General features: G+C 62.7%; 11 protein-coding genes, 1 tRNA gene and 1 rRNA gene. 6 read left to right on the top strand and 7 right to left on the bottom strand.

Annotated elements, in window-relative coordinates; translation table 11 throughout:
* Nucleotides 1-12: 12 nt before the first annotated feature.
* Nucleotides 13-1173, bottom strand: a complete 1161-nt coding sequence (locus M2366_RS19600; RefSeq protein ID WP_259270473.1) for a DUF5610 domain-containing protein — start codon at nt 1171-1173, stop codon at nt 13-15.
* Between the two features lie 315 nt (nt 1174-1488).
* Between M2366_RS19600 and trmA the strand changes: the two genes are divergently transcribed.
* From trmA to M2366_RS19580, 4 genes are all read left to right on the top strand, one after another.
* Nucleotides 1489-2595, top strand: a complete 1107-nt coding sequence (trmA, locus tag M2366_RS19595) for a tRNA (uridine(54)-C5)-methyltransferase TrmA (protein ID WP_259270464.1) — start codon at nt 1489-1491, stop codon at nt 2593-2595.
* A 144-nt stretch (nt 2596-2739) separates the two neighbouring features.
* Nucleotides 2740-3447 carry a two-component system response regulator RstA gene (gene rstA, locus M2366_RS19590; protein WP_224433061.1) on the top strand — a complete coding sequence of 236 codons (708 nt, stop codon included), beginning with the start codon at nt 2740-2742 and terminating at the stop codon, nt 3445-3447.
* Nucleotides 3448-3555: 108 nt separating this feature from the next.
* On the top strand, nt 3556-4881 hold the full coding sequence (gene rstB / locus M2366_RS19585; RefSeq protein WP_259270463.1) for a two-component system sensor histidine kinase RstB: 1326 nt from the start codon (nt 3556-3558) through the stop codon (nt 4879-4881).
* Nucleotides 4882-4935: 54 nt separating this feature from the next.
* Entirely contained in the window at nt 4936-5130 is a 195-nt protein-coding gene (locus M2366_RS19580) for a hypothetical protein (RefSeq protein WP_224431534.1), read from the top strand.
* Nucleotides 5131-5213: 83 nt separating this feature from the next.
* Here M2366_RS19580 and M2366_RS19575 read toward each other — a convergent pair whose 3' ends face one another.
* From M2366_RS19575 to rpmE, 3 genes are all read right to left on the bottom strand, one after another.
* On the bottom strand, nt 5214-6458 hold the full coding sequence (locus M2366_RS19575; protein ID WP_224431535.1) for a malic enzyme-like NAD(P)-binding protein: 1245 nt from the start codon (nt 6456-6458) through the stop codon (nt 5214-5216).
* A gap of 182 nt (nt 6459-6640) precedes the next feature.
* Complete coding sequence (locus tag M2366_RS19570; RefSeq protein ID WP_042042520.1) at nt 6641-8074, bottom strand: DUF2867 domain-containing protein; 1434 nt, start codon at nt 8072-8074, stop codon at nt 6641-6643.
* Nucleotides 8075-8222: 148 nt separating this feature from the next.
* A complete protein-coding gene (rpmE, locus tag M2366_RS19565; protein ID WP_042042518.1) occupies nt 8223-8438 on the bottom strand; it encodes a 50S ribosomal protein L31 in 216 nt (71 codons plus the stop codon).
* Nucleotides 8439-8585: 147 nt separating this feature from the next.
* On the opposite strand from rpmE, the gene priA reads away from it, so the two are divergent.
* On the top strand, nt 8586-10793 hold the full coding sequence (gene priA / locus M2366_RS19560; protein WP_259270462.1) for a primosomal protein N': 2208 nt from the start codon (nt 8586-8588) through the stop codon (nt 10791-10793).
* Between the two features lie 208 nt (nt 10794-11001).
* Nucleotides 11002-13149, top strand: a complete 2148-nt coding sequence (ovoA, locus tag M2366_RS19555) for a 5-histidylcysteine sulfoxide synthase (RefSeq protein WP_259270461.1) — start codon at nt 11002-11004, stop codon at nt 13147-13149.
* Nucleotides 13150-13209: 60 nt separating this feature from the next.
* Here the strand turns inward: ovoA and M2366_RS19550 are convergent, their stop codons facing one another.
* The 3 genes from M2366_RS19550 to M2366_RS19540 all read right to left on the bottom strand — a co-directional run bounded on the left by M2366_RS19550 (nt 13210) and on the right by M2366_RS19540 (nt 14591).
* Complete coding sequence (locus tag M2366_RS19550) at nt 13210-14190, bottom strand: bile acid:sodium symporter family protein (RefSeq protein WP_042042516.1); 981 nt, start codon at nt 14188-14190, stop codon at nt 13210-13212.
* Nucleotides 14191-14374: 184 nt separating this feature from the next.
* A 5S ribosomal RNA gene (rrf, locus tag M2366_RS19545) occupies nt 14375-14489 on the bottom strand.
* 26 nt (nt 14490-14515) lie between these two features.
* Nucleotides 14516-14591 (bottom strand) — tRNA-Thr (locus M2366_RS19540).
* Nucleotides 14592-14772: the final 181 nt, after the last annotated feature.

Here is a 14772-nt window from a genome sequence, read left to right as displayed (position 1 = left end):
CTCATCAAAGCCTCAGGTGGTGCTTAATAGTCGATAGGCGCCGAGCAGACGCTGGTTGGTGTCGATGAAGCTGGCCTCCTGGCTGGCATCGTCCCCGCGCGCCGCCAGCACGGTCGGCGTCAGCGCCTGCTGCTGACTCTCCGGCAACAGGGCATCGGCCTGTTGCTGCCAGCCCGCCAGCCTGGGCAGATAGTCCGCCAGGGGAGCCAGACTCTGCTGCAGGGCACTGCTGCCCTGATAACTCTGGCTGAGGCGGCTCGACTGCTTGAGACGCAGGGAGTAGGCCACCAGCTGGCCGTCATCCAGCCCGGGCAGCTGGGCCGGATCCAGACTCTGACCCAGCTTGCCGTTGAAGAAATGGTCCGCCAGGGAGTCGAGTCCCTTGACCAGATCGCCGATGGCGGCAAGCTCGGCATCCCCCAGATCCCCTTCGAGGGAGAAGCTGAAGTTCTGACTCAACTTGAGGCTGAACTGGCTGGCATTGCCCCGATCCTGGGACTTGAGCTGCCAGCTGTCGTTGAAGCGCAGCATCACCCTGTCCCCATCCCGGGTCTCTATCTCCAGGGTGCCCTGCTGGCGATCGGCCATCTCGGCCGCCTTCAGATCGACATTTGACACTTCCCCGAAGAACGCTTGCTCGAACTGATCCAGCCCGTCCTGGATCAGCTTGTAGCTCTGATCGATGCCTGTCTTGATATCTTCGTTGTCGGTCGCCTTGTCACCCAGCTGCTGGCGAGCATCGGCAAAGCCCATGTTCACCCCCTTGCGGGCCTGGGCCATCATGTCCGCAAGGGCCTCGTCGGACTTGCCATCGGCCCGCGCCGCGCCGAGTCGGCCGGTCACGAATTGCAGCACGTTGTCGGCCACCGCCTGGAAGTCGAACAGGGTCTCCGGGGCGATCTCGGCGACTGGCTCGACCCTGGGCGCCTGATAGCCCTTGCCGTTGACCTGAAGATGGAACTGCAACGCCTGCTGTACCAGTCCCTGCGCCCAGCGCGGTGCCCGGTTCAGGATCACCTCGTCATCACTGAGCCTGCTGCTGGCGTCGCTCGCAGGAGCATTGGCCAACGCCTTGCCCGGTGTCTCGCCAGCCTTGCCATGGCGCGCCTCATCGGTGCGCACCTCGCCACTCATCCGTCTGGGCTGACCCGCCCCCATGCCATCCATCTGCATCATGACTTCCTCATACAATCCCCGTTAGCAGCTTATCGGCCAGGACGACCGCTTCTTGACCACAAAAATGATCTCGCCCTCCTCTGCGGATCCCTCCTGCCATCGAGCAGGCAAAGGGGTGATTTAGCGACCATAAGGTCGCACTCCCCGCAGCGCTCCCCACCTTCATCCTGCGGAATAAACTGACCGGCTACTTATTGACCATAAAAAAACTGGACAATCTGCGGCTGACTTTTAAAATCATGCCCCTTTGGGTGGCCCTGTGCCGCCCACCGCTTTCTGCCCGGCCCCATCGGCCGCATCTCGAGGTATGTCATGACCCAATCCGAGCGAACCCCGGCTGCTTATCAGGCCCAGTTAGCGGCCAAGGCCCAGCGCCTGCAGGCCCTGTTTGCCGGCTTCAATCCTCCTGCCCTCGAGGTCTACGCCTCCCCGGCCGAGCACTATCGGATGCGAGCCGAGTTTCGCCTCTGGCATGAAGAGGATGACCTCTACCATGTGATGTTCAATCAGGAGAGTCGCGAGCGCATCCGGGTCGATCAGTTCCCGGCCGCCAGCGCCCTGATCAACCAGGTGATGCAACCCCTGCTCGAGGGCCTGCGCCCGGTCAAGGCGCTGCGTTTCAAGCTGTTCCAGATAGACTACCTCTCCACCCTCTCCGGCCAGCTCTGCATCAGCTTGCTCTATCATCGTCGCCTCGACGACCAGTGGCAGGTCGCCGCCGAGGTGCTGCGTGCCAGCTTGCAGGAGCAGGGCTTTGACGTACGCATCATAGGTCGGGCCCACAAGCAGAAGATCTGCCTGGGGGAAGAGTTCGTGGTCGAGACCCTGAAGGTGCAGGGTCGGGAGTTCATCTACCAGCAGGTGGAAAACAGCTTCACCCAGCCCAACGCCGAGATTAACCAGCTGATGCTGGGCTGGGCCCAGGACGTGACCCGGGGCAGCGAGGGGGACTTGCTGGAGCTCTATTGCGGCAACGGCAACTTCTCCATCGCCCTGGCCCAGAACTTCCGCAAGGTGCTGGCCACCGAGATCGCCAAACCGAGCGTGGCCTCTGCCCAGTTCAACATCGCCGCCAACGGCGTGGACAACCTGATCATACTGCGCATGTCCGCCGAAGAGTTCACCATGGCGATGCGTGGCGAACGGACGTTCAATCGCCTGGAGGGCATAGATCTCGCCGCCTACCAGTGCAATACCATCTTCGTCGATCCCCCCCGCGCCGGGCTGGATGAGGCCACGGTCAAGCTGGTGCAGGAGTACGACAACATCCTCTACATCTCGTGCAATCCGGATACCCTGATCGACAATATGCAAGCCCTGGGAGAGACCCACGAGGTGGCCCGGCTCGCCCTGTTTGATCAGTTCCCCTGGACCCATCATATGGAAGCGGGCATCTACCTGCGTCGCAAGGCGGGCTGATGCCCACATCGATCCCCCTCGACAGGCAGAATGACAACAGGGCCCGCGGGCCCTGTTTTGATTAGTTATCCCGGTGCAGAGCGCTGGCGCAGCCGTTATGCTGGCGACAAGCGCATTCGCGCCATAGCCGGGGACCACGCCGCCATGCCACGCGTTCTGTTTGTTGAAGATGATCCCGAGATAGGCCAGCTCATCAGCAGCTGGCTCGGCCGCCACGATATCGACGTCCTGCTGGAAACCCGGGGTGATCTGGCGCTGGCCAGAGCCCTGGCCGAGCGGCCGGATCTGGTGCTGCTCGACATCATGCTGCCAGGGTTGGATGGTCTCTCCCTGTGCCGGGATCTGCGGCCACGCTTCCCTGGCCCCATCGTCATGCTCACTTCGCTGGACAGCGACATGAACCAGATCCTCAGTCTGGAGCTCGGGGCCAACGACTACATCCTCAAGACCACGCCGCCCCCCGTGCTGCTGGCCCGGCTGCGGGTCCAGTTCCGCCAGCAGGGGCAGGTGCCGCAATCGGCCGCCCTCATCACGCCGCCCCAGCGCCTGCAATTCGGTCGCCTGCGCATCGACGGCCCGGGGCGGGACGTGCGCCTCGATGGCAACAGCATCCCGCTCTCCACCAGCGACTTCGATCTCTTGTGGGAGCTGGCCTGCCATGCGGGCCAAATCCTGGGGCGGGAGGCGCTGTTTCGCAACCTGCGCAGTCGCGACTATGACGGCCAGGACCGCAGCATGGATGTCGCCATCTCGCGCCTGCGTCGCAAGCTGGGGGATGACCCTCACAATCCGACCCGGATCAAGACGGTACGCCAGAAGGGCTATCTGCTAGTCCCCCAGGCCTGGGAATAAGCAGTTACCGAATGACCTTGATGCTCTCTGCTCCCTTCTCCCCTTGCGGGAGAAGGGTTGGGGATGAGGGGGGCGCCCAGACGCAATCCAGGCAAGAGGAGAGCCCCCATGCGCCGCCTGTTTATCCAGTTCTACCTGCTGCTGATCGGCTGTTTCACCCTGGCCATCCTGCTGATCGGCCTGGTCTATCAGGTCAGTGCCGAGCGGGCCGGTGACCGCTATCTGGAGCGGATGATGCAAGGCAGCCTCGGTCTGCTCACCGGTGAACTGGCTCGCTTGCCTCCAGAGCACTGGCCCGCCCGCATGACGGAGCAGAGCCGTCAGCTCGCCCTGCCGTTGCAGACAGGCGCCCTCACCAGGCAGCCGCTCGCCAACGAGGATCAAGCCTTCCTGGCAGCAGGCAACATTGTCATCGTCGAGGAGGATGACACCTTCTTGCAACGCATCCCCGGTACCGACCAGGCTCTGATCGTCGGCCCGGTGCCCTACCTCTCCTACCTGCACGAACTGCACTGGGTCGACATCGGCCTGTTGCTGCTCATCGGCCTCTCCCTCGGCCTGCCGATCCTGCTCTGGCTGCGTCCCCACTGGCGCGGCCTGCAACGTCTGGAAGAGAGCGCACGCCGGGTGGGCGCCGGGGATCTCTCCAGCCGCACCGGCTTGGCCCCCGGCAGCAGCCTGGGCCAGGTCGGTCGGACCTTCGATAACATGGCCGAACAGCTGCAAGCCATGCTGGCCAGTCGCAAACAACTGACCGATGCCATCGCCCATGAGCTGCGCACCCCGCTGGTCAGGCTCCGTTACCGGCTCGCCATGCTGGATCCACAACCGGATGACGCAGAGCAGCAGGGGCTGGAGCGCGACCTCGGCGCGCTGGATGCCCTCATCGAGGAGATGCTCACCTATGCGCGGCTCGATAGGCCCGAGCTGCCCCTGCAATGCAGCGAGGTCGAACTGGACGACTGGGCACAGAGCCGCCTCGTTGACTGGCAAGCCCTGCGCCCGGACAGACGACTCGCCCTCCAGCGTCCCGCCCATCCTCTGCCCTGGCGCGGCGACATCCGCCTGTTGGACAGAGCGCTGGAGAACCTCATCGGCAACGCCCTGCGCCATGCCACCAGCCGGGTGACCCTGGGCATGGAACGGCAGCAGGATCACTATCTGCTGGAGGTGAGCGACGACGGCCCCGGCATAGACCCGGCGCTGGCGCCCCAGATCTTCGAGCCGTTCGTGCGGCTGGATCGCAGCCGGGACAGGCGCACCGGCGGCGCGGGCTTAGGGCTCGCCATAGTGCGCAGCATCGCCCGCCACCATGGCGGCGAGGTGCAGTTGCTGCCCGCCGAGACGGGGGCCCGCTTCTGCCTCAGGCTGCCGGTACATTTGGATACAAACCGTCACCAGCCACTCACTGAAGCGGATCGGCAACAGCCTTAGGATGACGTCATGGAGAAACGCTCCATGTCATCAACCCGAACGAGGAACTGGAATATGAAAAAGCTGATCCCCCTGAGCCTGGCTGCTCTCTTCGCCCTGACCTCCGGCTTCACCATGGCTGCCACCCCGACCAAGGCCGCCGCCCCTCACGCGACCCAGACCAAGGTGGTGAAAAAGCATCACAAGGCGGCTCACACCGCCGTCGCCCCTGCCAAGGTCAAACCCGCTGCGGCGGCACCCAAGGCCTGATCGCCACGGTTCGGCGTCACCTTAAGCGAGAAGGGGCCCCATCACGGGGCCCCTTCTGTTATTTCCAACCTGACAACCTGGGCTCAATCCAGCATGTAGTCAACCGGCAGCGCAATGCGGGCTACCCCGGAGGCTACCGCGGCCAGGGCCACGGCACGGGCCACCTTGGGCAGCAGGCGGGCATCCATCGGCTTGGGAATGACGTAATCCTTGCCAAAGCTGAGCGCACTCACCCCGGCGGCGGTCAGCACCTCGGCCGGTACCGGCTCCTTGGCCAGGGCGCGGAGCGCCTCTACCGCAGCCACCTTCATGGCATCGTTGATGCGGCTGGCACGCACGTCCAGGGCACCGCGGAAGATGAAGGGGAAACAGAGCACATTGTTGATCTGGTTCGGATAGTCGGAACGGCCCGTGCCCATGATGAGGTCATCGCGCACCCCGTGGGCCAGGGCGGGCTTGATCTCGGGATCCGGGTTGGAGCAGGCGAAGATCACCGGGCGCGGTGCCATCAGGGCAACCGCCTCGGCCGGCAGCACATCCGGGCCGGAGACGCCGACGAACACATCTGCCCCCTCGATCGCCTCCATCAGGGTGCGCAGCGGCGTGTCGTTGGCGAAGCGCTGCTTGTACTGGTTGAGATCGGTGCGACCTGCGTGGATCACCCCCTGGCGGTCGAGCATGAAGATGTTCTGTGGCTGGGCGCCGCAGGTGATCAGCAAGTCCATGCAGGCGGTGGCTGCCGCGCCCGCACCCATGCAGACGATGCGGCTCTCAGGCAGGCTCTTGCCCTGAATGTCCAGGGCGTTGAGCAGGCCGGCAGCGGTGACGATGGCGGTGCCATGCTGGTCATCGTGGAACACAGGGATGTCGCAACGGGCGATCAGCGCTTGCTCTATCTCGAAGCACTCGGGGGCCTTGATGTCTTCCAGATTGATGCCACCGAAGGTGTCGGCGATGGCCGCCACAGTGTCGATGAACTGCGCGCTGGTCTCGTGCTTGACCTCGATGTCGATGGCGTCGATGCCGGCGAAGCGCTTGAACAGCAAGGCCTTGCCCTCCATCACCGGCTTGGAGGCCAGCGGCCCCAGATTGCCCAACCCCAGGATGGCGGTGCCGTTGGAGATGACGGCAACCAGGTTGCCCTTGCCGGTGTAACGATAGGCATCATCCGGGTTAGCGGCTATCTCGCGCACCGGCTCGGCCACGCCAGGGCTGTAGGCCAGCGCCAGATCCCGCGCCGTCTCGGCCGGTTTGGTGAGGGCGATGGCAATCTTGCCGGGAACTGGTTGTGCGTGATAATCGAGCGCTTGCTGACGCAGATCGGACATGGGAACCCCGAGGCAATGGATGAATTAAGGGAGAAAGCGTGACTCGCCCTGGGCGAGGGGCTGGGATCATAAAGAAAAGAGCGGGGCTTTCCCAGCAGAAAATATCGCCAGATTGCTGTTAAGCCCATACTCAACAGCAATCCATGCTGGCCATAACTACCCATTTAGTCGTAGATGTGGTTTCAGTCCATCACGGGAATGCCGACCAACTCTTCTGCCTGGCGCGCCAGCGCCTCCGTCATCCCCTGGAAAATAAACAGATGGAAGGGCAGCATGGCGAGCCAGTAAGCCAGCCCCCATGCCCCCTGCGGGTGCCAGTGAGCCGCAACCGTCAGCCGGGTCAAGCCGGAGGGTTCGGGGGTGATAGAAAATTCGAGCCGCCCCACCCCGGGCGCTTTCATGTTGAACAGCAACGCCAGCCTGCGCCCCTCTTCCACGCCGATGATCTGCCAGGAGTCGAGCATGTCTCCCTTCACGAAACGGTCCGGGTTGGTGCGCCCACGGGTCAGGGCCGGGCCGCCGATGGCCGCATCCATCCACTCCCGAATGGCCCAGAGGCTATTCATGTAGAAGTAACGCTGCTCTCCTCCCAGCCCTTGCAGCACCTGCCAGAGCGCCTCAGGAGGTGCCAGAGAGAGGGCGGTGCCGCTGGCCACCCTGTCATAGAAGCCGTACTCGGGATGGCGCCAGCGCAGTCCCAGGGGCGTCTCTTCCCCTTGTTGCTCGGCACCCAGCCTCTGCTCCAGCGCCAGACTCTCGGTCAGCGCCTCGTCGAAGCTGAGCAGGGTCTGGGGCAGCAGGGCTCGCAGGGGGCCATCATCGGCCGGGATGTCGTGCTTGAGGCCACCGACCAGGGCCTTGGCCACCGGTTGGGGCACCGAGGTGGCAAACTGCAGCCACCAGGCGGAGAGCCGCGGGGTCAGCAAGGGAATGGGAATGATGGGGCAGCGTTTGCCGATATGGGCGGCGAAGCGCTGCAACTGCTGCTGGTAGCTGAGCAGCTCCGGGCCCACGGCGTTGAGCACCTCGCCATCAACCCCCTCTGCCTCCACCAGACCGCCGAGGTAGTGGAGCAGGTTGGAGAGGGCGATAGGCGGGGTGCGGGAGCGCACCCACTTCGGCGTGACCATGAGCGGCAGGTTGAACACCAGATCCCGCATCACCTCGAACGCCGCCGAACCGGGCCCTATGATGATGCCGGAACGCAGCTCCACCGTCGGTACCCCGGAGGCACGAAACAGCTCGCCGCAGTGGCGGCGGGAGTTGAGGTGGCGACTGTTGCACTGTTCGGGCTGGATGGCGCCCAGATAGATGATGCGGCGCACCCCGGCGGCATGGGCGGCGGCGGCGAAATTCTTCACCCCCTGCTGCTCGAGGCGATGGAAGTTGGCACCTGCCCCCATGGCATGCACCAGATAGAAGACGGTATCCACCCCGGCCAGAGCCTCAGGCAGGCTATCAGGCTTGAGCACATCGGCCAGGCGGAACTCAACCCCGGCAGGCAGGCGACAGGGGCGACGGGCCCCGGCGATCACCCTGTGCCCCGCCTCCTGCAAATAGGGCACTAAATGAGATCCGATATAACCGGCCGCCCCCATCACCAGACAACTTCTCATCCCGACGCTCCTTAGATCTCAACCCGCCCCGTCATGGCCCTTGCCATGATCCGCCCCTCACCATAGGGCAATCCGGGCCAATACAGAACGCCGGGCAACAAAAAAGGCGCCCGATGGGCGCCCTTTTCAGGATTCTTCAGAAGTAAGATTACTTCTTGGCAGTCAGACCACCGAAACGCTTGTTGAACTTGTCTACGCGGCCGCCGCTAGAAACTTCTTTCTGCTTGCCGGTATAGAACGGGTGGCAGGCGGAACATACGTCCAGGCTCAGATCTTTGCCCAGAGTAGAGAAGGTGTTGATGACGTTACCGCAAGAACATTTGCAGGTGATGGCGACGTACTCAGGATGGATATTAGCTTTCATGGACAACCTCAATTATCAGGCCGTGTCGCCATCCGATCTCTTGTCGGACACCACACGATTGTTGAACACAGTTTCAAAGGCTGCGAATAATATAGGAAATGCCTGATATCAGGCAAGTGGCTTCGCAGAAAAAATAGGCAACCCTTGGTGGATTCATCGCAAACGCTTGATCTGGTTCGTGTCGCAGTGCCGGTTCCTCTTCGCCGTCATTTCGACTATCTCTCCCCCCTGCCCCTGCCTGCGCCCGGTTGCCGGGTCGAGATCCCCTTCGGCCCCCAGACCCTGGTCGGCCTGGTGGTGGATCACCCGACCGAGAGTCAGGTGCCCCGCGCCAAGCTCAAACCGATAAAACGGGTGCTGGACAGCGAGCCGGTGCTGGGCCCGGACATACTGGCGCTGATGGCCTGGAGTGCCAACTACTACCAGCATCCCCTGGGCGAGGTGCTGCCCCACGCCTTGCCGGTGCTGGTGCGCAAGGGGGAACCCGCCGCCTACCGCGAGCTGGAGTTCTGGTTTGCCACCGAAGCCGGGATGGCAGTCGATCTCAACGAGCTCAAGCGCGCGCCTAAGCAGCAGCAAGCCCTGGCCCTGTTGCGCAAGGGTCCCCAGACCCCCTCCGCCCTCAAACTCGAAGAGATCCAGAGTGCGGCGCTCACCGCCCTGGAGAAGAAGGGCTTGCTGGAGAGACGCAGCCTGGAGCCGAGCCATGAGGGGGACTGGGCGAGTCGCTTCGAGGCGGGGGAGGGGCTGCGCCTCAACGGCGAGCAGGCGCTGGCGGTCTCGGCCATCACCAGTCAGAGCGATCAGTTCGGCGCCTTCCTGCTCGATGGCATCACGGGATCCGGCAAGACCGAGGTTTACCTGAGCATCCTCGAGCCCCTGCTCAAGGCGGGCAAACAGGCGCTGGTGATGGTGCCCGAAATCGGCCTCACCCCCCAGACCATCAATCGCTTCCGGCGCCGCTTCCAGGTGCCGGTGGTGGCGATGAACTCCGCCATGAACGACAGGGAGCGGCTCGACGCCTGGCTCGCCTGCCGCGATGGCGGCGCCGCCATCCTGATCGGCACCCGCTCCGCGGTCTTCACCCCGTTCAAGGATCTCGGCATCATCATCATCGACGAGGAGCACGACGGCTCCTTCAAGCAGCAGGACGGTTTCCGCTACCACGCCCGGGATCTGGCGGTGATGCGCGCCCATCGCGCCGGCATCCCAATCCTGCTCGGCTCGGCCACCCCCTCGCTGGAGACGCTGCACAACGCCCGCACCGGCAAGTATCACCACCTCAGCCTGACGCGGCGCGCCGGCAACGCCCAGACCGCCCGTCAGGTGATCCTGGACATCAAGAGCGTGCGGCTGCAGGCCGGCCTCTCCCCCCAGCTGGAGCAGCTGATGGGGTCGCACCTGGCGGCCGGCAACCAGGTGATGCTGTTCCTCAACCGCCGCGGCTATGCCCCGTCGCTGATCTGCCACCAGTGCGGCTGGAGCGCCGCCTGCGAGCGCTGCGACGCCTGGTACACCTGGCATCAGGCCGGGCGCCGGCTGCACTGCCACCACTGCGACAGCATACGCCCGCTGCCCCACCACTGCCCGGAGTGCGGCAGCAACGAGCTGATCGGTTCCGGAGTCGGCACAGAACAGCTTGAGCAGCTGCTCACCACCGTTTTCCCCCAGTACCCTGTGGTCCGTATCGACCGGGACAACACCCGCCGTAAAGGCGAGCTGGAGACCCATCTCGGCGACATCAAGGCGGGCAAGTACAAGATCCTGATCGGCACCCAGATGCTGGCCAAGGGCCACCACTTCCCGGATGTGACTCTGGTCGGCCTGCTGGATGTGGATGGTGCCCTGTTCAGCGCCGATTTTCGCGCCGCCGAGAAGCTGGCCCAGCTCTACACCCAGGTGGCGGGCCGCGCCGGGCGCGCCAGCAAGCCAGGGTTGGTGGTGCTGCAGAGCCACCATCCCGAGCACGCCCTGCTGCAGGACTTGACCCAGAACGGTTACGGCCACTTCGCCGACACGGCGCTCAAGGAGCGCCGCCTGCTGGGGTTGCCGCCGTTCAGCTATCAGGGGCTGTTCCGGGCCGAGGCCACCGGCCGGGACGAGGTGCAGCTGTTCCTCGCTCGCCTCGCCGATACCCTGCGCAGTGCCCGCTATCCCCATGTGCAGGTGCTGGGCCCCATCAGCGGCTTCATGGAGCGCAAGGCGGGCAAGTTCCGCATGCAGCTGCTGGTGCAGGGGCCGAACCGGGCCCCGCTGGCCCAGCTGCTGGATTGGGCGGTGAAGGAGCTGGATGGCTGGACCGAAACCAAGAAGGTGCGCTGGAGCCTGGACATAGATCCCACCGAACTCAATTGAGCCAAGTCAAGCGGGCCCAAGGGGTTAAGGGCCGCTGGGACCAGCCCCAATCCCATATTGCCAAGCAGCAAGCCCGCCTCGTCATTGGCTATGCTCAAGGGCCAAATGCACGTTTTTCGCCGTTAGTCGGGTCTATTGACCCATAACTGACATCTGATGCGTATATAGCTCTCTTTCGATAACCAGAATTCAGACAAGGAGTCAGAGCGTGATCCCAGCCACTCTTAGCGTGACCACCACGGAGCTGCCCGAGCCGACCCGCACCCTGTTGCTGACCGGTCAGGATCCGGAGGTCAAACGCCGTGAAATTCTCACTTATTTTTGTCAGACCTTCGATCTCTATGACAGCCTGTTCGATTGCCTGGCCGACCCCCGTGCCTGGTTCAGCAAGGCCATCTCCCTGCGCCATCCGCTGATCTTCTATTACGGCCACACGGCCGCCTTCTTCATCAACAAGCTGCTGGCCGCCCGCCTCATCGAGAGGCGTATCGACGCCGACATAGAGGCCATGGTCGCCATCGGCGTCGACGAAATGAGCTGGGACGATCTTGACGAGACTCACTATGACTGGCCCAGGGTGGAGGCGCTGCGCAGCTATCGCGGCAAGGTGCGCGCCCGGGTCATCGACTTCATCAATCAGATGCCCATCACTCTGCCCATCGACTGGCAGAGCCCGGCCTGGGTGATCCTCATGGGCATAGAGCATGAGCGCATCCACCTCGAAACCTCGAGCGTATTGATCCGCCAGCTGCCACTGGACTGGGTACGCAGCCAGCCCTATTGGCCCACTTGCCAACGAGCGCGCCACCGCCTGAGCGAGGTGCCAGACAACAGCTTGTTGCCGATAACCGGGGGCCAGATAACGCTAGGCAAGCGCGATGATACCTATGGCTGGGACAACGAATATGGCACTCGCAGCCTCGACATCGAGGCCTTCCAGGCCAGCCGCCTGCTGGTGAGCAATGGCGAATACCTTGCCTTCGTGCAGGATGGCGGTTATCAGACGCAAACCTGGTGGGATCAGGAGGGTTGGGGCTGGCGCCAATACGCCGGGGCCCAGATGCCCAGCTTCTGGCTCGGCGAACTGGCAAGCCCCGATCAGCTGCAACTGCGGCTGATGACCGAAGTGGTTGCCATGCCCTGGGACTGGCCGGTAGAGGTCAACCAGCTGGAGGCTGCCGCCTTCTGTCGCTGGAAATCGGCCAAGACCGGGCTGCCCATCCAGCTGCCGAGCGAGGCGCAATGGGCACGGCTCCGGGAGCAACTGGCTGGGGATCAACCCGATTGGCATCGGGCCCCTGGCAATATCAATCTGGCCGGTTTCGCCTCCCCCTGTCCGGTCGATATGTTCCCCCAGGGTGAGTTCTGCGATCTGGTCGGCAACGTCTGGCAGTGGACAGGTACCGCCATCGACGGCTTCGAGGGATTCCAGGTTCACCCTCTCTACGATGATTTCTCCACCCCCACCTTCGACGGCAAGCACACGCTGATCAAGGGGGGAAGCTGGATCTCTACCGGCAACGAGGCGCTCAAATCGGCTCGCTATGCCTTTCGTCGCCACTTCTTCCAGCATGCGGGTTTCCGCTATCTGGTCTCCCGCTATCAGGAACCCGTCATAGTGAACCCTTACGAAACCGATGCCCTAGTGGCCCAATATCTGGATTTCCAGTACGGTCCCAGCCATTTTGGCGTGGCCAACTACGCCAAGACCCTGGCCGATATCGCCAGCGAACTGTGCAACAACCGCCAGAGGGCGCTCGACATAGGCTGCGCCACCGGCCGCGCCAGTTTCGAGCTGGCCCGCCACTTCCAACATGTGGATGGAGTGGATTACTCGGCCCGCTTCATCGATGTCGCCCTCTCCCTTGCCAGGCAGGACAGCTTTCGTTACGCCCTGTCCCAGGAGGGAGATCTGGTGCAATATTGCGAGGCGCGTCTCACCGAACATGATCTCGGCCCCGCCCAGGCCGCGCGCATCCACTTCAGCCAGGGGGATGCCTGCAACCTCAAACCAAAATACGATCACTACGATCTGGTGCTCGCCTCCAACCTTATCGATCGGCTGCGTGAGCCTGCCCGCTTCCTGCGCGACATCTCACCCAGATTGCGTTCCGGCGGTCTGCTGATGCTCACCAGCCCTTACACCTGGCTCGAGGAGTACACCCCCAAGGCCAACTGGCTAGGTGGTGTGCGTGAGAATGGTGAAGCACTCAGCACCCATCAAGCACTGCAACGCTTGCTGGCCGCGGAGTTTGAAGAGCTATGCGAACCACGCGATATTCCCTTCGTCATTCGCGAGACGGCCCGCAAACATCAGCACACCCTTGCCCAGCTCACCATCTGGCGCAAGCGCTGATCCCCCCTTAGCTCACATCCGGATAACAAAAGCCCCGCTCGAGCGGGGCTTGCTTTCTAGTCACTCGCGGCCATCGGCCAGTGCGGCATGAGCACCACTACCCTCTCGGTAGCGACGCGCCAGCACGGCGCACACCATCAGCTGGATCTGGTGGAAGATCATCAGTGGCAACACCATGACTCCGACACTGGCGGCTGGGAACAGCACATTGGCCATGGGCACGCCGTTTGCCAGACTCTTTTTGGAACCGCAAAACACAATGGTGATCTCATCAGCTCGGCAAAAACCAAGCCGACGACTGATCCAGACGTTCCAGGCCAGTATCAGGGCCAGCAAGAGGCAGCTCAGCAGCACTATGCTGCCCAGGTCATACCAACCTACCTGATGCCAGATACCCTGCACCACAGCCTCGCTGAAGGCCGTATAGACCACCAGGAGGATGGAACTTTGATCCAGCTTGCCGATCAGTGGTCGGTGGGAGTCGATCCAAGAAGCGATCAGTGGTCGAGAGAGATGACCTACCACGAACGGTAACATCAACTGCACCATGATGGACTGGATGGAGTGCCAGGTGTCCACCTCCGCGCCTTGCACATCGATCATCAGGCCCACCAAAATTGGGGAGAGAAAGATGCCAAGTATGCTGGACGCCGAGGCACTGCACACAGCGGCCGAGACATTGCCCCCCGCCATCGAGGTGAAGGCAATCGCCGATTGCACCGTTGCTGGCAGCGCACAGAGATAAAGAAAACCGAGGTAGATGGCCGGGCTCAGCCACTGGGGGACCAGGGGGGTAAGCAACAGCCCCAGTAGCGGAAACAGCAGGAAGGTACTGGCCATCACCACCAGATGCAACCGCCAGTGACCCAGCCCGGCGATGAGGTTCTGCCGTGACAACTTGGCGCCATGCATGAAGAACAACAGCGCCACCGCCAGCTTGGTGAGGGTGGCAAACCAGAGGGCCAGCTGACCTTCACAGGGGAAGAAAGAGGCCAGACTCACCACCAGGATGAGCAGACATGTAAAGGGATCCAGACGCACAGACAACCTCCATCAGAGTCACCTCATCCGAAATGAGGTCAGAGAACCGGGGCTCAGAGCCTCGGTGACAGGGGGATCAGCTTAACCGGATGGAGGGGGATGAGAAAGAGACGAAACAAGGTGAGGCGATTCATGTGCAGAAAGCAAAAAGGCCTCCCGCATGGGAGGCCTCTTCTAAATAGGTGCCTGACAGTGTCCTACTCTCGCATGGCGAATGCCACACTACCATCGGCGCTACCGCGTTTCACTTCTGAGTTCGGCATGGGATCAGGTGGGTCCACGGCGCTATTGCCGTCAGGCAAAAGCTGTATCACTAACTTAAAACTGGTGCTGATACCCAGAGTCGAACTGGGGACCTCATCCTTACCAAGGATGCGCTCTACCAACTGAGCCATATCAGCACACTAACCGGTAAAGAACACACTGTGTGCGTTATCTCAATCTGTTGTCCGCAACAACCTGACGTTGTTACACGACCAATCACATTGCTGTGACCGTAATTAGGAGCCTGGCAGTGTCCTACTCTCGCATGGCGAATGCCACACTACCATCGGCGCTACCGCGTTTCACTTCTGAGTTCGG

It is taken from the genome of Aeromonas sp. BIGb0405 (assembly GCF_024807335.1).
Lineage (GTDB): Bacteria > Pseudomonadota > Gammaproteobacteria > Enterobacterales > Aeromonadaceae > Aeromonas > Aeromonas rivuli.
The sequence above is the reverse complement of the archived record's forward strand: the minus strand, read 5'-3'. Positions and strand labels throughout refer to the sequence as shown.